The organism is Haladaptatus sp. ZSTT2 (assembly GCF_037081775.1).
Taxonomy (GTDB): Archaea; Halobacteriota; Halobacteria; order Halobacteriales; family Halococcaceae; genus QDMS2.
This window is the reverse complement of sequence record NZ_JBAMHQ010000001.1, coordinates 1,924,877-1,941,715: the sequence shown is the minus strand read 5'-3', so window position 1 is coordinate 1,941,715 and position 16,839 is coordinate 1,924,877. Positions and strand designations below refer to the sequence as shown.

22 protein-coding genes are annotated in these 16,839 nt (G+C 61.3%); 14 read left to right on the top strand and 8 right to left on the bottom strand.

The genetic code is table 11. The features are described 5' to 3' along the window. Positions 1–3 precede the first annotated feature (3 nt). Both V5N13_RS10665 and V5N13_RS10660 read right to left on the bottom strand, forming a co-directional pair. Positions 4–1,503 (bottom strand): carboxypeptidase M32, encoded by a 1,500-nt coding sequence (locus V5N13_RS10665; RefSeq protein WP_336360740.1) that lies wholly within the window; start codon positions 1,501–1,503, stop codon positions 4–6. 48 nt (positions 1,504–1,551) lie between these two features. Then, positions 1,552–2,619: a M20 family metallopeptidase gene (locus V5N13_RS10660; protein ID WP_336360739.1), complete on the bottom strand. Its 1,068-nt coding sequence runs from the start codon at positions 2,617–2,619 to the stop codon at positions 1,552–1,554. 105 nt (positions 2,620–2,724) lie between these two features. On the opposite strand from V5N13_RS10660, the gene V5N13_RS10655 reads away from it, so the two are divergent. Together V5N13_RS10655 and V5N13_RS10650 are read left to right on the top strand one after the other, a co-directional pair. After that, positions 2,725–4,581, top strand: a complete 1,857-nt coding sequence (locus V5N13_RS10655; protein WP_336360738.1) for a PINc/VapC family ATPase — start codon at positions 2,725–2,727, stop codon at positions 4,579–4,581. Positions 4,582–4,791: 210 nt separating this feature from the next. Beyond that, the gene (locus tag V5N13_RS10650; RefSeq protein ID WP_336360737.1) at positions 4,792–5,226 is read left to right on the top strand and encodes an ester cyclase; all 435 of its coding nucleotides are present in this window, start codon (positions 4,792–4,794) and stop codon (positions 5,224–5,226) included. Positions 5,227–5,331: 105 nt separating this feature from the next. Here V5N13_RS10650 and V5N13_RS10645 read toward each other — a convergent pair whose 3' ends face one another. Next, positions 5,332–5,610: a MarR family transcriptional regulator gene (locus V5N13_RS10645; protein ID WP_332897897.1), complete on the bottom strand. Its 279-nt coding sequence runs from the start codon at positions 5,608–5,610 to the stop codon at positions 5,332–5,334. Between the two features lie 88 nt (positions 5,611–5,698). On the opposite strand from V5N13_RS10645, the gene V5N13_RS10640 reads away from it, so the two are divergent. Together V5N13_RS10640 and V5N13_RS10635 are read left to right on the top strand one after the other, a co-directional pair. Beyond that, positions 5,699–5,998 carry an EMC6-like membrane protein gene (locus tag V5N13_RS10640; RefSeq protein ID WP_332897896.1) on the top strand — a complete coding sequence of 100 codons (300 nt, stop codon included), beginning with the start codon at positions 5,699–5,701 and terminating at the stop codon, positions 5,996–5,998. A 2-nt stretch (positions 5,999–6,000) separates the two neighbouring features. Further along, complete coding sequence (locus tag V5N13_RS10635) at positions 6,001–7,815, top strand: ribosome biogenesis/translation initiation ATPase RLI (RefSeq protein WP_332897895.1); 1,815 nt, start codon at positions 6,001–6,003, stop codon at positions 7,813–7,815. On the opposite strand, the gene V5N13_RS10630 is transcribed toward V5N13_RS10635, so the two are convergent. Together V5N13_RS10630 and V5N13_RS10625 are read right to left on the bottom strand one after the other, a co-directional pair. Next, positions 7,803–8,111: a hypothetical protein gene (locus V5N13_RS10630; RefSeq protein ID WP_336360736.1), complete on the bottom strand. Its 309-nt coding sequence runs from the start codon at positions 8,109–8,111 to the stop codon at positions 7,803–7,805. The genes V5N13_RS10635 and V5N13_RS10630 overlap by 13 nt on opposite strands. A gap of 56 nt (positions 8,112–8,167) precedes the next feature. After that, positions 8,168–8,689, bottom strand: a complete 522-nt coding sequence (locus V5N13_RS10625) for an archaemetzincin family Zn-dependent metalloprotease (RefSeq protein WP_332897893.1) — start codon at positions 8,687–8,689, stop codon at positions 8,168–8,170. Between the two features lie 39 nt (positions 8,690–8,728). On the opposite strand from V5N13_RS10625, the gene V5N13_RS10620 reads away from it, so the two are divergent. Genes V5N13_RS10620 through npdG form a run of 4 tightly spaced genes read left to right on the top strand, consistent with a single transcriptional unit; the run spans position 8,729 to position 10,964 of the window. Then, the gene (locus V5N13_RS10620) at positions 8,729–9,136 is read left to right on the top strand and encodes a UPF0146 family protein (RefSeq protein WP_332897892.1); all 408 of its coding nucleotides are present in this window, start codon (positions 8,729–8,731) and stop codon (positions 9,134–9,136) included. Positions 9,137–9,154: 18 nt separating this feature from the next. Then, a complete protein-coding gene (locus V5N13_RS10615; protein ID WP_336360735.1) occupies positions 9,155–10,021 on the top strand; it encodes a TIGR01548 family HAD-type hydrolase in 867 nt (288 codons plus the stop codon). Positions 10,022–10,046: 25 nt separating this feature from the next. Beyond that, complete coding sequence (locus V5N13_RS10610) at positions 10,047–10,244, top strand: DUF7534 family protein (RefSeq protein ID WP_336360734.1); 198 nt, start codon at positions 10,047–10,049, stop codon at positions 10,242–10,244. 51 nt (positions 10,245–10,295) lie between these two features. Then, the gene (npdG, locus tag V5N13_RS10605; protein ID WP_332897889.1) at positions 10,296–10,964 is read left to right on the top strand and encodes an NADPH-dependent F420 reductase; all 669 of its coding nucleotides are present in this window, start codon (positions 10,296–10,298) and stop codon (positions 10,962–10,964) included. Positions 10,965–10,995: 31 nt separating this feature from the next. On the opposite strand, the gene trxA is transcribed toward npdG, so the two are convergent. Beyond that, on the bottom strand, positions 10,996–11,262 hold the full coding sequence (gene trxA / locus V5N13_RS10600; protein ID WP_332897888.1) for a thioredoxin: 267 nt from the start codon (positions 11,260–11,262) through the stop codon (positions 10,996–10,998). A 115-nt stretch (positions 11,263–11,377) separates the two neighbouring features. Between trxA and V5N13_RS10595 the strand changes: the two genes are divergently transcribed. The 5 genes from V5N13_RS10595 to V5N13_RS10575 all read left to right on the top strand — a co-directional run bounded on the left by V5N13_RS10595 (position 11,378) and on the right by V5N13_RS10575 (position 14,086). After that, entirely contained in the window at positions 11,378–11,536 is a 159-nt protein-coding gene (locus V5N13_RS10595) for a preprotein translocase subunit Sec61beta (RefSeq protein WP_332897887.1), read from the top strand. A gap of 51 nt (positions 11,537–11,587) precedes the next feature. Further along, positions 11,588–12,175, top strand: coding sequence for a pyridoxal 5'-phosphate synthase glutaminase subunit PdxT (gene pdxT / locus V5N13_RS10590; RefSeq protein ID WP_336360733.1), 588 nt, complete (start codon positions 11,588–11,590; stop codon positions 12,173–12,175). A gap of 34 nt (positions 12,176–12,209) precedes the next feature. Then, on the top strand, positions 12,210–12,656 hold the full coding sequence (locus V5N13_RS10585; RefSeq protein WP_336360732.1) for a bifunctional nuclease family protein: 447 nt from the start codon (positions 12,210–12,212) through the stop codon (positions 12,654–12,656). Next, positions 12,653–12,940 carry a phosphoribosyl-ATP diphosphatase gene (hisE, locus tag V5N13_RS10580; RefSeq protein ID WP_332897884.1) on the top strand — a complete coding sequence of 96 codons (288 nt, stop codon included), beginning with the start codon at positions 12,653–12,655 and terminating at the stop codon, positions 12,938–12,940. Before V5N13_RS10585 ends, hisE begins: the two co-directional genes overlap by 4 nt. 189 nt (positions 12,941–13,129) lie before the next feature. After that, positions 13,130–14,086, top strand: coding sequence for an NOG1 family protein (locus V5N13_RS10575; RefSeq protein WP_332897883.1), 957 nt, complete (start codon positions 13,130–13,132; stop codon positions 14,084–14,086). Here V5N13_RS10575 and V5N13_RS10570 read toward each other — a convergent pair. Next, entirely contained in the window at positions 14,083–14,793 is a 711-nt protein-coding gene (locus V5N13_RS10570) for an SIMPL domain-containing protein (RefSeq protein ID WP_336360731.1), read from the bottom strand. The two genes, V5N13_RS10575 and V5N13_RS10570, sit on opposite strands and share 4 nt — an antisense overlap. Positions 14,794–14,830: 37 nt before the next feature. Next, the gene (locus V5N13_RS10565) at positions 14,831–16,123 is read right to left on the bottom strand and encodes a TIGR00341 family protein (RefSeq protein ID WP_336360730.1); all 1,293 of its coding nucleotides are present in this window, start codon (positions 16,121–16,123) and stop codon (positions 14,831–14,833) included. A gap of 68 nt (positions 16,124–16,191) precedes the next feature. Between V5N13_RS10565 and engB the strand changes: the two genes are divergently transcribed. After that, positions 16,192–16,812: a GTP-binding protein EngB gene (engB, locus tag V5N13_RS10560; protein ID WP_336360729.1), complete on the top strand. Its 621-nt coding sequence runs from the start codon at positions 16,192–16,194 to the stop codon at positions 16,810–16,812. Positions 16,813–16,839 lie beyond the last annotated feature (27 nt).

The window sequence follows — 16,839 nt, the reverse complement described above, 5'->3', positions numbered from 1 at the left end:
GGCTCAGTCGAGGTCGTACAGGTCGCTGTACTTTTCGGTGGCGTAGTCGATGAAGTAGTCGGCCGTGTACTCCTCGCCAGTCGCTTCCTCCACGAGGTCGGGCGTGGTGTAGCGCTTGCCGTGGGCGTGGACGTTCGTGGTGAGCCACGAGTGAAGGTCGTCGAACGAGCCCTCGCGCACCTTGTCGTACACGTCCGGGATGGCGTCTTCGACGCTCGCAAAGAGTTGGGCGGAGAGCACCGAACCCAGTGAGTAGGTCGGGAAGTAGCCGAAGCTACCGTGGCTCCAGTGAATGTCCTGCAGACAGCCCTCCGCGTCCGTCTCGGGGCGGATGCCGAGGTACTCTTCCATTTTGTCGTTCCAGACCTGTGGCACCTCTGAGACCTCGATGTCGCCGTGGATGAGCGCTTGCTCGATTTCGTATCGGAGTACGATGTGCATGTGGTAGGTGAGTTCATCCGCCTCGACGCGGATGTAGTTGTCATCGTAAACCCGGTTGACGGCGCGGTAGGCGTCGTCCGCGCTCGCGCCGCCAACCTGCGGGAAGCGGTCTTTGAACGACGGCAGGAAGCGCTCCCAGAACGCCCGCGAGCGACCGATGTGGTTCTCCCAGAGGCGCGATTGGGACTCGTGGACGGTGAGGTCGCGGGACTCCCCAAGTGGGGAGCCGTACTTGTCCTGTGGCAGGCCAAGCGTGTAGGTTGCGTGGCCGAACTCGTGGATGGTCGCGGTGAGCGCGTCGATTGGGTCGGCTTCTTTGAAGCGCGTCGTGATGCGCGAGTCGAACTGCGTCCCCGTCGAGAACGGATGACTGGAGGAGTCGAGGCGGCCACGATTCCAGTCGTACCCAAGCAACGAGAGCGCGTCCCGGGAGAGTTCGTTTTGGGTGCTCGTGTCGAACGTTCCGGCGAACGGACGCGGTGGCTCTACGTCGCTTTCCCCGACGGCTTCGATGAGCGGGACGAGGTTGTCACGGAGCCGCGAGAGGACGCGGTCTGCGGTGTCGAGTTCAAGGTACGGTTCGTAGTCCGCAAAGAGGACGGCATACGGGTCTTCGTCCGGGTCGATGTGGGCTGCGTACTCGCGCTTTAGCTCCACCATCTTTTCGAGCGTCGGCGCGAAGGCGTCGAAGTCGTCGTTGGCCTTTGCCTCCTCCCAGACGGGCAGCGCCTCTGAGGTGGCAATCGAAATTTGTTCGACCAACTCGGTCGGGACGCGTGTCGCCCGGTCGTACTGGCGGCGAATCTCGCGGACTGCGGAGGCTTGCTCGCCCGAGACGTTCCCCTCGACCGAACCGAGCAGGTCGCCAATCTCGTCTGCGGTGAGCAGTTCGTGGCTGGTCGCAGAGAGCGCCGAGAGTTGGCGCGACCGCGCACCGGTGCCGCCCGGCGGCATCATGACCTGCTGGTCCCACGAGAGCAGTTGGCCCGCGTCCTGCAGGCCGGAGATTCGGCGGTACTTCGAGAGAAGGGCGTCGTACGCATCGGGTGTGTCCGGTGCCATACTGGAACAAGGAAGCCGCCGCCTATCAATCCTCTCACACGAGGTGGCTCAGACCGATTCGGCTACCTCGCGGTAGATTGCTTCACACGTTTCGAGCGTCGCGATGGAGACGCTCTCGTCTTTGGTGTGGGCCTCGCCCTGTTCTGCCGCCCCACAGATGACGCAGGTCGTCCCGGCCTGTGCGAGCCACCCCGCGTCGGTGGCGTGGGGTTTCGTAACCTGCTCTGGGCCGACGTTCTGTGTGTCCTCGGCCGCCCGGAGCACCAGAGCGGCGAAGTCGGCGTCATCACACGCCATCGGCGGTAAGTCCTGGTCTACGGCCCACGAGACGCCTTCCACGTCCTCGACCTGTTCGAGCGGCGCGTAGCCGCCGGGAACCGTGCGCTCGTCTACGGTCACCGAACAGGACGCAGGGATGACGTTCCAGCCGCTGCCGCCCTCGATTTCGGTGACGGCGACGCTCCCCATCATGTCGTGGCCTAGCACGGTCGCGGTCGGGAAATCGAGGTCGCGCACGATGTTCACGGCGTCGCAGGCGCGGTAGATTGCGTTCTCACCCGACTCCACTTCGCTCGCGTGGGCGGCTTTTCCCGCCGCCGTAATCGTACTCCCACGTCGGCCTTTGTGGGCGACCGCCACGTCCGTGACGCCCGCGGCAGAGTACCCGGTTGAGCCTTCGCCGACGATGGCGAAGTCGGGGGCGAATCCGCCGTCGATGGCGGCGCGTGCGCCGGTGCCGCCGACTTCTTCGCCAACGAACGAGGCGAACACGAGTTCACAGGACGGGTCGGCGTCGCGGAAGGCGTACATGGCGGCGGCGACGGCTCCTTTCATGTCTGCTGTGCCTCGGCCGTAGAGCCGGCCGTCGCGTTCTTCGACAACGTACTCGTCGCCGTTGAGTTGGGAGGCGTCGGGGGCGACCACGTCGTGGTGGCCAACGAGCGCGAGCGAGCGGTCGCCCGACCCTTTTCGAGCGATGACGTTGCCTGTTTCGTCTCGCGTGACGGCGGCGTCTGTTTCTTCGCGGAGCCAGTTTTCGATGAAATCTCCGGCGGCGGTTTCGTCGTCGTGGCTCGGAATCGAGACGAGGTCGCGGGTAAGGGCTGCGACGGTCATGAGCAAAGAGTTGCGGGCGAGGGCCTTACCTCTCAGGGGTCGTGTGCGTCCACGCGCGACCGCCTGTTGAACAGTCTTATCAGGGTTCGCGGGCGTACCTCTGGTATGAATGTCGTACCGGATACGAGTGTGGTCATCGACCACCGCGTGTCCGAACGAGTCGAAAGCGGCGAGTTCGCTGGCGCGACCGTCTACGTCCCGGAAGCTGTCGTTGCAGAACTTGAGTCGCGGGCCAACGACGGCCACGAGAGTGGCTGGGCAGGCCTCAGCGAACTCCAAAAACTTGCAGAGTTAGCCGACGCCGGTGAGGTGACCATGAAGTACGTCGGACGACGACCGAGTACCGGCGAGCGAAGCCGTGCCAAACAGGGTGAAATCGACGCGCTGATTCGTGACCTCGCGGCCGAGTACGACGCCACGTTCGTCACGAGCGACGTCGTCCAGAGCAAGGTTGCGAAGGCGAAAGGCCTCGAAGTCATCTACTTAGAGCCGACCATCCGGCAGGTCGGCACCCTCGAAATCGAGGAGTACTTCGACGACCAAACGATGTCCGTCCACCTAAAGGTGGGCGTCCGTCCGATGGCAAAACGCGGCTCTGTCGGCGAGATGTCCTTCGAGAAAATCCGCGACGAAGTGCTCACGCAAGGCGAACTCCGTGACATGGCGGCGGAAATCGAACACGGCGCAGAGGACGACGAAGAAGGCTTCGTTGAACTCTCAGAGCCGGGCATGACCATCGTCCAATTCCGCGACTATCGGATTGCGATTGCGTCCCCGCCGTTTTCCGACGCACTCGAAATTACGGCGGTCCGGCCAATCGTCAAGACGACGATGGACGACTACGACGCCGCAGACACCATCAAAGAGCGCCTGCTCGAACACCAGCGCGGCGTGCTCATCGCCGGGGCTCCCGGGGCGGGGAAGTCCACCTTCGGCCAAGCCGTCGCCGAGTTCTTAAACGACACCGGCTTCGCCGTCAAAACGATGGAGAAACCGCGCGACCTGCAGGTCGGCCCCGAAATCACGCAGTACACCGAACTCGCCGGGTCGATGGAGAAGACCGCGGACTCCTTGCTGATGGTGCGCCCCGACTACACCATCTACGACGAAGTGCGCAAAACGAGCGACTTCTCGGTGTTCGCGGACATGCGTCTCGCCGGGGTTGGGATGATTGGTGTGGTCCACGCGACCCGCGCCATCGACGCCCTCCAGCGCCTGATTGGCCGCGTCGAACTCGGCCTCATCCCGCAGGTGGCAGACACGGTCATCTACATTGAGGCCGGACAGGTGGCGAAAGTGTACGACGTGACGACGGAAGTCAAGGTGCCGGAAGGCCTCATGGAAGAAGACCTCGCCCGGCCCGTCATCATGATTCGAGACTACGAGACGGGCCAGCCCGAGTACGAAATCTACACCTTCAACCGGCAGGTCGTCACCGTGCCCGTCGGCGCGGGTGGCAGCCGCGACAAGGGCGTGAACAAACTCGCAAAGAAGGAAATCGAACGTGAGATTCGCTCCATTGCCCGCGGCCACGTTGACGTGGAAATCAAGAGCCAATCGAGTGCCGTCGTGTACGTCGAAGACCGCGACATCTCCTACGTCATCGGCAAAGGCGGCGGTCGCATCCAAGACGTCGAAGACCGCCTCGGCATGAGTATCGACGTGCGGACGCTCGACGAACGCCCAGAAGAACGCAACGAGTCTGGACAGGGAGCCCAGGCAAGCACCCCGAAAGAGACCAGCGACGTTGTCACGCCTGAGATCTCCTCGCGCCACGTCGTCATCCCCATCGGGAAGGACCGGGCCGGAGAGACCATCGAAGTCCAGGCAGACGGCGAGTACCTGTTCACTGCAACCGTCTCCCGAGGCGGCGACATCCAGGTGTCGCGCGGCAGCGCAATCGCAGAAGAGTTAGAGCGCGCCATCGACCACGGCCAACAGATTTCGGTCATCTCGTCGTAACCTGTTGTCGGCAGAACCTTTTTCGCGGTGAGCTAAATTCGAAAGCGTGGTTTCGAGCCGCGCGAGAGCGGGTGGTTCGGTGGTTGAAAACGGCTGGCGAACCGGATCGAACGAGCGAATAGTTAACACGATTTGCGGCCAAGATACTACGTGAGCGCGAGACAACTGGCTGCAATTATCGGCCGAATCGAGCTCACAGAGAGGTTGGTCATGGCAACAATAGCTGGACTTGAGAAGAACAAACAGATTGCGCGGCGCTTCCCCGAAGAGATCGCCACGGAAGGAAACATAGCACTAATCGACGAGTACTGTGCAGCCGACATTATCGATCACAGCCCATTCGGAGACGTAGAAGGGCGCGACGCGGTAAAGAAACAAATCGAAGAATTGCGCACTGCATGGGCTGATTTCTCGGCGACGGTTGAGGAAGTCATCGCCGAAGGAGACATGGTGGCGATGCGCGTGACGCTCCGTGGAACCCACGAAGGGGCGTTCATGGGGCTCGAGCCGACGGGCAAGCGGTTCGAGGTTCAGAACATGGTGTTTACCCGTATCAAAGACGGGAAAATTGCAGAACGGTGGGTGCAGCCGGATACACTCGGCATGATGCAGCAACTCGGTGTGGTCGACCTTCCGACCGAATGACCGGATTGTAAGCGCTCAAACACCACCGTTACAGTGTTCCTTTTTCCTAACACAAGATACAGCCGCGGCTCAGCGTTCAGAAGCACAAAGAAAGTGAGTATGGAGTTAGTCGTCGCAGACAGCCGGGTCCGCACCGCCATCTGCCGCGATAAGTTCTGACGGAATTTCGTAGAGATTCTGTCGTGCGTCTGCGAAATACACATCTTCGCTCACTGCGCCGATTTCTTCGAGCCGTTCGAGGGCGTATCGGACGGTGCGCGCAGAGAGCATCGACTCTTGGACAATACCTTTCTGCGTCAGCGGCCCGTTGTATTCGAGCACTTTAAACACCAGCTTCGCGCTCGGTGGAAGGTCAGAGAGCCCCTCCCCAGTAGTTTCAGCCATTACTATAAATGACTGTGGCGCTGGAAGCATAAAGATTGAGGGCGCACGAACGAACGCCTTTTTACGCTCCATAGCCGAACACTGCTGTATGGCAACCGAAACGCTCGACCGCCGTAAAGCCCATATGCGTGGGGTTACGGTCACGTCGGTCTCGGCACTCGCGGGGGTGGCCGGTGCAATCATTTCCGCGATGGTCGCGACCGGACCACAGGACACGACGGCAGTGTTCGCCCTCGTTGGTGCAATCTTGGTGCAGCTGCCGCTGTTGCGCCTGCTCGGCATCGACGTACAGGACTTCTCGACGAAGGACTACCTGTACGTGGGCTTCATGACCTTCTCGCTGTGGTTCGTTTCTTGGACGCTCCTGTTGCAAGGCCACGTCTTCTAAACATGGCGGATGACAGCATCGCGGTCGTGGACTTAGACCGGTGTTCACCCGACCGCTGTAACTACGAGTGTGCAAACTACTGCCCGCCAAATCGAACGGGCAAAGAATGCATCACCCAACGCGGCGAGGACACGCTGCAGGGCAAACCGGACCAGATTCGTATCTCAGAGGAGATCTGTCTCGGTGAGACCTGCGGTATCTGCGTCTCGAAGTGTCCGTTTGACGCAATCGAGATTATCAACCTCCCCCAAGAGCTCAACCAGGAACCGACCCACCGCTACGGCGAGAACGCCTTCTCGCTCTACGGCCTGCCGGTTCCAGAAGAGGGCCGCGTCACCGGGATTCTCGGACCGAACGGGATTGGTAAATCGACCGCCGTCAAGATTCTCTCCGGCGAACTCGAACCGAACCTCGGCCAGTTCGGCAATGCGCCCGGCTGGGACGCCGTCATCGACGAGTATCGCGGCACCGAACTACAGGATTTCTTAGAAGACCTGCGCGAAGGCGACCTCACGGTTGCCCGCAAACCGCAGTACGTAGACCAGATTCCAAAGACGTTCGACGGGAACACGCGCGAACTGCTCGAACGTACCGACGAACGAGGCGTTCTCGATGAACTCGTAGACCGCCTGTCGATTCGCCCGGTGATGGATCAGGACATCGACTCCATCTCCGGCGGCGAACTCCAGCGCGTCGCGCTTGCGGCGACGCTCGCCCGCGACGCCGACTTCTACTTCTTAGACGAGATTACGCCGTATCTGGACATCGGCCAGCGCATGACCGCCGCGCGCCTCATCCGCGAACTCGCCGAGGAAGAGAACCGCTCGATGCTCGTGGTCGAACACGACCTTGCAATTCTCGACATGCTCGCAGACACCCTCCACATCGCCTACGGTGAACCCGGGGCGTTCGGTGTCATCACGAGCAACAAATCCGTGCGAAACGGCATCAACGAGTACCTGCAGGGGTATCTCAACAACGAGAACATGCGGATTCGCCCGAACGCCATCAAGTTCGAAGAACACGCGCCACGGGAAACGGCGAAAGGCGACCTGCTCGTCTCGTACCCCGACCTGAAGAAATCCTACGGCGACGGCGAGTTCAGCTTAGAAGTCGAAGGCGGGAACATCTACAAGAGCGAAGTGCTCGGCATCGTCGGGCCAAACGGGATTGGGAAATCCACGCTCGCACAGCTGCTCACCGGCGACCTCCAGCCAGACGAGGGCGAACTCGACTGGCGGATGGACATCTCGTACAAACCGCAGTACATCGAAATCGACCAGCCGATGCGCGTCGACGTGTTCCTCTCCTCTATCACCGACGACTTCGGCTCGTCGTACTGGCAGACGGAGATTGCGGGACCGCTCCAACTCGACCGCATCATGGAGCAGAACCTTACGGACCTCTCGGGCGGGGAACGCCAGCGCGTCGCCATCGCCGCGTGCCTCTCTGAGGACGCAGACCTCTACCTGCTCGACGAACCGTCTGCCCACCTCGACGTCGAACAGCGAGTTCGCGCGACGACGGCGATTCGCCGGTATGCAGAAAATCACGACGCGACGGTCATGGTCATCGACCACGACATCTACATGATCGACCTGCTCGCAGACCGCCTCATGGTGTTCGACGGCGAACCGGCGATGCACGGCCACGCCGCGCCGCCACTCGAAATGCGCGAGGGGATGAACGAGTTCCTCTCGAATCTCAATATCACGTTCCGGCGCGACGAGCGCATGGGCCGTCCGCGCATCAACAAACTCGACAGCCAACTCGACCGCGAACAGAAGAAAGCGGGCGAGTACTACTACGCGCCCTGAACTGCCGGACTCGTTTTTCGCCAGTGGTCGATAATCAGCATGCCCACCCTGACGAGCGTGTAGAGCGCCACGTTGGCGGTTGCGGCTTGGAGGACGAGCGGGAGCACGAACTGCATTGACTGGCTGTGGAAGAAATAGAACGGTTCGAGGTTGAGCATCAGCGCGACGTTGGCGACGACGCTCAACAGGAGGGTCAACGCGAGCAAGGCGACCAGCCAGAAGCCGAGGATACCTCCGATGATGGCTCCCTCGCGGATGGCCCAGCGTGCGCGTGACCGGGCAGATTGTTCAGACATTGCAGATAGTCAAAAGTTCCCGATAGAAGATAACCTTCTCGGAAGTGTATGCTACGTTACAGCACTTGCCGCTGGCACGTGCCACAGAGGTTCTGTTCTTTCACGTCGACTTCGCGCACCGTGGGAGAGAAGTTCATGACGCATCGGCTGTTGTCACAGTGTTCGAGGCCGAGGGTGTGGCCGATTTCGTGGACGACCTCCTTGCGGACGCGGTCTGCGAACACGTCTTCTGAGGAGCGATTCGAAAAGCCGCCGTCGGAGGAGGTTTGGAGGCGGTACGTCGAGATGACGCTGCCGTTGCCAGAGAGATAGGCGAGGCCAAAGACGTAGTTACGCCGACGATAGTAGAGGTCTTGGGCGGTGATGGCGATGTTCTTGTTCCCCGACCCCACGCGGCTGGCGAGTTCGATAAAGTCCTCGGCCCGGTACTGGTTTCGGCTCGAGTCGAAGGCGCTCTCGGGGATGTCGAGAGCGTCGTGGAGCGTGACGTCACAGCCATAGACAGACCGGAGCCCGGCTGAGGCTTCACGCTTGACCAGCGCCGGCACCTCGCCGACCGGCACGATGTCGACGTGCATGGCAACACATTTGTCTGCGTCAATGATAAACACACCGACGTGGACAACTCGACCGAGGCACTCGTCTCCCGATTATCCCGCTACGACCGGTTGGTCGAGGTGGGAATCGGCCGCCGCACCGACGTTGCGGCGGGCCTCGTCGCCTCCGGCAAGGATGTGACGGCGGTAGATATCGACGACGTGCCAGTGCCGGACGGCGTGACGTTCGTACGAGATGACATTACCAACCCCGGCCTCGGCGTGTACGATACCGCAGAGTGCATCTACGCGCTCAACTGCCCACCCGACCTCCAAGGAGCGGTCGCGGAGGTCGCAAAGCGCGTCGGCGCTGACTTTTATTTCACGACCCTCGGCACCGACCCCGCAGTCATCCCTGCGAAACCTGAAATGCTTCCTGGGGACACCCTTTTTCGTGCGCTCGAACGCGGACGAACCCGTTATGACTGACCGGGCAAAGTGTGTGATATGCGCGTAGACACGGTCGTCCTCGACATCGACGGCGTGCTCGTTGACGTGGCCGACTCCTACCGACGGGCCATCGTAGAGAGCATCGAGACGGTGTACGGCGACACTATCGAGAAGGCAGGCATTCAACTGTTCAAGGACGCAGGCGGGTTCAACAACGACTGGCAACTCACCTACGCGGCGGCACTCTACATCCTCGCCCGCCACGAAGGCCTCGATTTGACGCTCGAAGAATACACCGACGCAATCGCCCGCGAAGGTGGGGGTCTCGGCGCGGCAAAACACGCCGTGCGAGTCATCCTCGACGAACCCGACGCCGTCTTCGACGAGTGGGAGCCAGAGCGTCTGCGCGACGTGTTCCAACAGCTCTATCTCGGAAGCGACCGCTATCGAGAACTCGAAGGTCAAGAGCCGACGATGGAGACGCGCGGGTTCATCAACGACGAACCGGTGCTTCTCGAACCCGAAACCATCGAAGCCCTGACCGAGCGCTTCGACGTGGCCGTGCTCACCGGTCGTCCCGAAGGCGAGGCGAAAATCGCCTTAGAGCGCGTCGGCCTCGACATCCCCGACGACCTGCGCTGGACGATGGACGACTGGGAAGCAGGCAAGCCTAACCCACGCGCGCTCATCCGACTGGCCGACCGAACCCGGGCGGCCCACGTCGCATTCGTCGGCGACACCTTAGACGACGTGAAGACCGCCCTGAATGCAGACCGCGGCGACGGCGCGCGCGTCTACTACGGGATTGGCGTCCTTACGGGCGGGCTTACCGGCGACGCAGGCCGCAAGAAATTCGCTGACGTGGGCGCAAGCGCCGTGCTCGAATCGGTCAACGAGCTACCGAACCTACTCCGCAAAAATTGATGGGTTAGTAACACGAAGTGCGGATGTGAATCGCTTCATCAAATTTTTTCTCACGACGTGGGTTCTCTCGTTTTTCACGATTGGGCCAATGGCACTCCTCCTCCCGCCGGACCCGCTCACGCAACTCCCGTATCTCCCGTTCGCGTTTGGTCTCCCACTTGTTGCGGCCTACTGGCTCGTCTACCGCGACGGCTTTGCAACGGTTCGCGCGCAGTTTTCCTGAAACACCCTCCGCTCTCCAAACGTTTAATCGCCCAACACCCGAGGGTCAGCTATGCGAATTGCACTCCTTGGTGGAACCGGCGATATCGGTGAAGGGCTCGCCCTGCGCTGGGCGTACGACACGAACCACGAGGTCGTCATCGGGTCGCGCGACCCCGAACGCGCCCGTGGGAAGGCAGAAGAGTACATGACCGAACTCGACAGCCGCGGCCGCGACGTGAAGGTCACCGGCTTCACCAACCAGATGGCCGCAGACCGCGCCGACGTGGTCGTGCTTGCGGTTCCGGCGTACCACCTCGTCGACACCATCGAGTCGGTCGCAGACGGCTTAGACGAGAATACCGTCCTCGTGAGTCCCGCCGTCGGGATGAAGCGCGACGACGACGGCTTCCACTACAACGCACCGAGCGCTGGCAGCGTGACCCAGTTGGCCGCCGGTGCGGCCCCCGAGGGCACGCCGGTCGTCGGCGCGTTCCACAACCTGCCCGCCGCACGGCTCGCCAATCTGGATGCTGAATTGGATATCGACACGCTGCTCGTGGGTGACGACCCGGACGCAAAAGAGACGGTTCGGATGCTCTCAGACGGGATCGAGGGACTCCGGCCGGTCGATGCGGGCGGCCTCGCAAACGCGTCGGAAGTCGAAGCCATCACGCCGTTGCTCATCAACGTCGCCATGAACAACGACGGGATGCACGACCTCGGCGTTACGTTCCGCTAAACAGTCGGTGAAGTCGGAGAGAAGTCGGCGTTTATGCGCTCGCCTTTTCGAGGGCTTGTTCGATGTCTTCGCGCTGGGTGACACCGACGAAGCGTTCGACGACGCCGCCGTCGTTTTCGATGATGAGCGTCGGGAGCGAGCGAACCTGATACTCGTTTGCGATGTCCTGTTCTTCGTCTACGTTCACCTTCTCGAAGGAAACGTCGCCCCAGTCCTCTTCAAGCTCGTCGAGGATTGGGTCTTGGGTCTTGCACGGGCCACACCAGTCTGCGTAGAAATCCTTGAGCGTGACGGTCATAGGTAGGTCTATCCGAGGTTACTCAGCCTCGCGCATAAGGGTTTCCACTATCGCCAAACCCCGCTCACAACCGCCTGTCGAAACGTTTAGGGCACTCGCTCGTTTTGTGGTGAGTATGAGCAAAGGCCAGAACTCCGGCGGTCTCATGTCAAGCGCCGGTCTCGTGCGCTATTTCGACGCAGAAGACCGCAACGCCATCCGCATCGACCCGAAGACGGTCGTTGCCTTTGGCATCTTCTTCGGCATCATGATTCAGGTGCTGAACGCACTGTAACACCGCCCACGAAACCGGGTCTTTTTCGCCGCGTCTTTCCTACCGTGAGCTATGAGTCTGAAAGCCGGCGTCATCGCCGTGCAGGGCGACGTCAGCGAACACGCAGCGGCCATCGAAAAGGCCGCCCAGTCGCTCGGTGAGCGCGTCACCGCCGTCGAAATCCGCAAAGCGGGCATCGTCCCCGACTGTGATCTGCTGCTCCTCCCGGGCGGGGAGTCAACCGCCATCTCGCGGCTGCTCGAAAAAGAGGGCATCGACGAGGAAATCAAGGCCCACGACGCAGCCGGAAAGCCGATTCTTGCCACCTGCGCCGGGCTTATCGTCGCCTCAAAAGACGCCCACGACGAGCGCGTGAAAACGCTCGATATCATCGACGTGACCGTCGAGCGCAACGCCTTTGGCCGCCAGAAAGACAGCTTCGAGGCCCCCCTCGACGTAACCGGCCTCGACGAACCGTTCCCGGCCGTGTTCATCCGCGCGCCGCTCATCAGCGAGGTGGGCGACGGGGTCGAGATACTCGCCGCGTGGGACGGTCGCCCCGTCGCCATCCGCGACGGCAACGTCATCGCCACTTCATTTCACCCCGAACTGACCGCCGACGCGCGCATCCACGGACTGGCCTTTTTCGACCGGCAGTGACACCCTTTTTACTCGCCCCCGCTTGGGTGTGAGTATGAACGCCAGTATCGAGGCCGTCCGCGTCGCCAACACGCCCGACGGCCCCGTGCCCGTGGTCTTACTCGCCGTGGAGGACGAAACCGACATCCTCCCCATCTTCATCGGCTTCGAGGAAGCGGCGAGCATCGCCCGCGGGATGGACGCCATCGACATCGGCCGCCCGCTCACCCACGACCTCATGTTAGACCTCGTCCAGGAACTCGGCGGCCACATCGACCACGTCGAAATCAGCACGCTCGAAGACGAGACGTACATCGCAGACCTCTATCTCAACACCCCGCGCGACACCACCGTCATCGACGCCCGCCCGAGCGACACCCTCGCGCTCGTCTCGCGCACGAACGCACCCATCCACATCTCAGACGCCGTGTTCGAAGACGGCCGCCGCCCGCTCGCAGACTTCGACGAACTGAGAGACATTCGTGAGGTCGGCCAACTATGAGCGACGACGTTATCGACGAGCTGTTCGACCTCATCGAATCGCGCAAAGAAGAGCTTCCCGAAGGGTCGTACACTACGTCGTTGTTCACCCACGAGAAGGGAGAAAACGCCGTCCTCGAAAAGCTGGGCGAGGAAGTCACCGAACTCATCCTCGCGGCGAAAGACGACGACCACGACGAACTGGCCCACGAAGCCGCGGATATCGTCTACCACATGCTGGTGCTCCTCTCGATGAAGGACATGGACCTCGAAGACCTGCGTGCGGAACTAGCTGACCGACGCTGAGCGAGCGAACTTTTATCAGCAAAGCCGCGGCCACCGCCCGTATGTCCTGACTGTAAACCGCGACGAGGACTGCGATAGTCCGGCCACGCTCGTCGCGTAAACCACTGGCTGGCTGTTCGCCATGACACGGAGACACGCTCGGAAACGCCAACGAACGGGCTTTTATGTTCGGCTCGCATAGCGAGGCACATGATTTTCGAGGACCTCCCGACCACGCCGCGGTCGGACGAACTCATCGATAAGGCCTTCTCGCGGGCAGCGCGAGCGGGTCGTGCCAAGAAGGGCCTCGACGCCCAGCAGTCGATGCTGATGACGGCCGCCAACATTCTCTCTGACAATCTCCAGAACGTCGGCACGTCGTGGCCCGACTTCAATGACGTCGACCCCTTCTACTACGAGCTCGCAGACGCGCTCGTAGACGTAGACGAACTCAGAAAGAGCCTCTCCGAAGTGATGTGGGCCGGACGCAAGTGCGGCGACATCAGAAAGGAGTACCAGCGCCGCGTGAGCGGCGATGTTGACACCGCGCGCAAGGTGAGAAAACAGGCGTTCGCCCGCCTCGCAGACGTGACCGAAGAGGTTGACGACGACTTAAAGCGGCTCAACGAAGCCCGCGACATCCTCCGCAAACTGCCGGACATCCGTCCCGAGGAGCCGACCATCGTCGTCGCAGGCTACCCGAACGTCGGCAAATCGTCGTTCGTAAACGCCGTGACCAACGCCCGCAACGCAACGGCCACCTACCCGTTCACGACGACGCAAGTCCACGTCGGCCACATCGAGCGCGACCGCATCCGCTATCAAATTGTGGACACCCCCGGCCTGCTCGACCGCCCCGCAGACGAACGCAACGACATCGAGGCCCAAGCCGTGAGCGCGCTCGAACATCTCGCCGACGTGGTGCTCGTCTTCGTTGACGCGAGCGCCTCGTGTGGCTACCCACTCGCAGACCAACTCGCCCTGCGCGACGCGCTCGTTGCGCAGTTCGACCAACAGCCAGTGCTCACCGTCGCCAACAAAATCGACCGCTCAGACGAGGTCGAAGCCGACTGCTACATGAGCGTCACCGAAAACGAAGGCGTCGAAGAAACGCTCGACGCGGCCGTCGAAGCCATCGGCTACGAACACGAGTTCACCATCCGCTAGACAGTCGCGTTGTACACCACCGTTACCTGCGCCGTGACGGTCACTGGCCCGGGTTCGATGGTCGTCTCCGCGCTTGCGGCGACATCTCGGAACACCGGCCCGACCGAAAGTTCCCCCGTTTCTACCGACTGAACCCCGCTAATCGAGAGTGACGCGGCCGCGGCGAGCGTGTCCGCCTGGTTACGTGCATTCGCCATAGCGTCTTCGAGCGCCACAGCTCGCAGTTCGCGCGACCGATCGGTCGAGAGCGTAAACTGGACACTTTGGACGTTCGTCGCCCCGTTCTCGATGGCCGTATCGATAATTGCGCCAACCGACTCGGTATCCGTGAGCGTGAGCCGGAACAGGTGCGTGGCGCGGAACATCCGGGAGTCGGTTTCGTCGGTTAGCCGTTCTTCACCGATGAAAAACGAGGCTGTTTGGAGTTGGTCGTCAGCCACGCCCGCTTCGCGGAGCGCGGTTCGCATCGTAGAGACGTCGGCAGCAACCTGCGTTCGAGCGTCGTCTGCGGATGCAGCGACCGCGCTGACGCCGAGCGTTACGACTGCCTGGTCTGGTTCGCCAGTGGCTTCGCCCACAGCCGAAATCTGAATCGTTCGCTGTCCGGTGGCAGAATCAGCGCCCGGTGAATCAATCGTCCCCAAACACCCTGCGAGCACCACAAATGCAGCGAGTGCGAGGGTGCGCGTCATGAATCGGTACCCCATACCCCTCCTACGTCAGACAAGGAAAAATAGCGAGCGCTCAGCTGGCTTGGAGTTCGACGAACTGCACCTGTACGGTAACGTCGTAACCAAGATTCTCCGCGATTGCTGCGTGCAACGTCGTGGCGAGCGGTGGCTTTTCGGTATCCGGCGGGACACCGACAGACACGATGATATCAGAAGGGCGCTGTGTGATGATGTTATCCGTGAACTCCACCTGCACGTCGAGCAGCGTCACCTGCTCGTAGCCGGGTGCGGAAAGCGTCTGTTCGATTTGGTTCTGGATGTCCTCTTCTGCAGTTGCGCTCGTGAACGACGCGTAGGTCACGCCGCCAAGGAACACAGAGAGAATGAGAATCGCACCGAGAAGGACGCCAATCCGCTTTATCGTCGTCGTGCGGGCCGCATCGAGTTTGAACCAGCGGTCTGGGCGATAACCGGTGTACCAGAGCGTGGAGATCGCGGCGAGATTGATGGAGAGTGCGTTGACGAGCGCGAGGATGCCAGAGCCGAGAACGACCATCGGAAGCCCCCACGCGATGCCGATGCCGACGGTGGCGGCGGGCGGGACGAGTGCCACGGCAATCATCACCCCGACGAGCGAGGCGGAGACGCCAGACGAGAGGCTGAACGCGCCCGCGATACCAGCACCGAGGGCGACGACGAGCGAGAGGAAATCGGGCGACAGGCGTTCGCTGACCTGCCCGATTTCGGTCGGGTCGATACCCGGCGGAATTAGGTGAATCGTCTTGATGAGAAAAGCAAACAGGGCGGCCGCGGAGATGGCGAACGCAAAGCCGATGAACTGCAACTTCACGCCGCGAAGGAACAGGTCGCTGTCGTCGATAACCGTCCCCACACTCGAAGCCATCGCCGGGCCGATGAGTGGTGCAATGACCATCGACCCGACCACGACCGCTGGTGAGTCGAGCAAGAGTCCGGCGGTGGCGATGACCGCGCTCACCACCGTCATGGTGACGTAGATGACCATCGAGGGCGCGAGGTCTGTTGCAGTTGCGACCAACTCTTCGCGGGCGATTCGTTCGTTGCCCGCCTCGCTCTCGTCGTACTTTTCTTTGAGCGCCTCGAAGCGCCGTGAGATGACGGTTTCTGCGTCGATGACGACGGTGTAGGCGTGCTCTTCGACGCCGACTTCGCGGAGGCGAGAGAGGACGTGTTCGACTGCGTTCGTTGGGAGGGGAAACGACACAACACCGGTGAACTCCCGGCCGCTCGTCTCGTCGGTGAGGACGTAGTCGATACCTTCGTCGTCCAAGGTATCGAGAATCGCCTCACGTTTGCCCGCCGGGATGGTGACCTGTACGAGTCGCACACCGAATCGACGGGGGCGGGTGAAAAATAACCCGCGGTGGTTTTCAAGCCTGAGCGAAAAGAGAGCGTATGTTCCAAAATCGCCCCGACCGCGACACCGAAATCGTCCTCGTCGGGCGGTCAAACGTCGGGAAATCGACGCTTATGCGCCTTCTCACCGGCCACAAGAAGTTCAATACGGGCAAGAAACCGGGCGTGACCCGGCAACCGAACCACTTCGACTGGGCACCGGAGAGTTTCATGATAACCGACCTCCCCGGCTTCGGATTCATGTCCGGCGTGGATGAAGACCACCGCGAGGAGATCAAGACCAACATCGTTCACTATATCGAGGAAAACGCGGACAACATCATGCTCGGCGTCCTCGTCGTGGACGGAAAGAGTGTCATCGACATCATTGACCGCCACACCACAGACGAGACGATTCCCCACGACGTGGAGATGTTCTACTTCCTCAGAGAACTCGGGATTCCCGTCGTCGTCGCCGTCAACAAGATGGACAAGGTGGACGACAAAGACGAGCGCCTGAACGACCTCGCAGACCGACTCGGCCTCGCCCCGCCGTGGAAGCAGTGGCAAGACGTTATCTGCCCGATTACCGCCAAACGCGGCAACATCGACACGTTGAACGAGGCGCTTCGAGAGCACGCCCACGCGAACAAGCGCGACGACTTGCTCAAATTTTTTTAAATCGTAATTTTGTGAGTGGTGCGCTTC

Excerpts from the sequence above, each read along its gene's own strand:
- V5N13_RS10665 (WP_336360740.1), bottom strand. The coding sequence starts at position 1,503 with ATGGCACCGGACACACCCGATGCGTACGACGCCCTTCTCTCGAAGTAC.
- V5N13_RS10660 (WP_336360739.1), bottom strand. The coding sequence starts at position 2,619 with ATGACCGTCGCAGCCCTTACCCGCGACCTCGTCTCGATTCCGAGCCAC.
- V5N13_RS10655 (WP_336360738.1), top strand. The coding sequence starts at position 2,725 with ATGAATGTCGTACCGGATACGAGTGTGGTCATCGACCACCGCGTGTCC.
- V5N13_RS10650 (WP_336360737.1), top strand. The coding sequence starts at position 4,792 with ATGGCAACAATAGCTGGACTTGAGAAGAACAAACAGATTGCGCGGCGC.
- V5N13_RS10645 (WP_332897897.1), bottom strand. The coding sequence starts at position 5,610 with ATGGCTGAAACTACTGGGGAGGGGCTCTCTGACCTTCCACCGAGCGCG.
- V5N13_RS10640 (WP_332897896.1), top strand. The coding sequence starts at position 5,699 with ATGGCAACCGAAACGCTCGACCGCCGTAAAGCCCATATGCGTGGGGTT.
- V5N13_RS10635 (WP_332897895.1), top strand. The coding sequence starts at position 6,001 with ATGGCGGATGACAGCATCGCGGTCGTGGACTTAGACCGGTGTTCACCC.
- V5N13_RS10630 (WP_336360736.1), bottom strand. The coding sequence starts at position 8,111 with ATGTCTGAACAATCTGCCCGGTCACGCGCACGCTGGGCCATCCGCGAG.
- V5N13_RS10625 (WP_332897893.1), bottom strand. The coding sequence starts at position 8,689 with ATGCACGTCGACATCGTGCCGGTCGGCGAGGTGCCGGCGCTGGTCAAG.
- V5N13_RS10615 (WP_336360735.1), top strand. The coding sequence starts at position 9,155 with ATGCGCGTAGACACGGTCGTCCTCGACATCGACGGCGTGCTCGTTGAC.
- npdG (WP_332897889.1), top strand. The coding sequence starts at position 10,296 with ATGCGAATTGCACTCCTTGGTGGAACCGGCGATATCGGTGAAGGGCTC.
- trxA (WP_332897888.1), bottom strand. The coding sequence starts at position 11,262 with ATGACCGTCACGCTCAAGGATTTCTACGCAGACTGGTGTGGCCCGTGC.
- V5N13_RS10595 (WP_332897887.1), top strand. The coding sequence starts at position 11,378 with ATGAGCAAAGGCCAGAACTCCGGCGGTCTCATGTCAAGCGCCGGTCTC.
- pdxT (WP_336360733.1), top strand. The coding sequence starts at position 11,588 with ATGAGTCTGAAAGCCGGCGTCATCGCCGTGCAGGGCGACGTCAGCGAA.
- V5N13_RS10585 (WP_336360732.1), top strand. The coding sequence starts at position 12,210 with ATGAACGCCAGTATCGAGGCCGTCCGCGTCGCCAACACGCCCGACGGC.
- hisE (WP_332897884.1), top strand. The coding sequence starts at position 12,653 with ATGAGCGACGACGTTATCGACGAGCTGTTCGACCTCATCGAATCGCGC.
- V5N13_RS10575 (WP_332897883.1), top strand. The coding sequence starts at position 13,130 with ATGATTTTCGAGGACCTCCCGACCACGCCGCGGTCGGACGAACTCATC.
- V5N13_RS10570 (WP_336360731.1), bottom strand. The coding sequence starts at position 14,793 with ATGGGGTACCGATTCATGACGCGCACCCTCGCACTCGCTGCATTTGTG.
- engB (WP_336360729.1), top strand. The coding sequence starts at position 16,192 with ATGTTCCAAAATCGCCCCGACCGCGACACCGAAATCGTCCTCGTCGGG.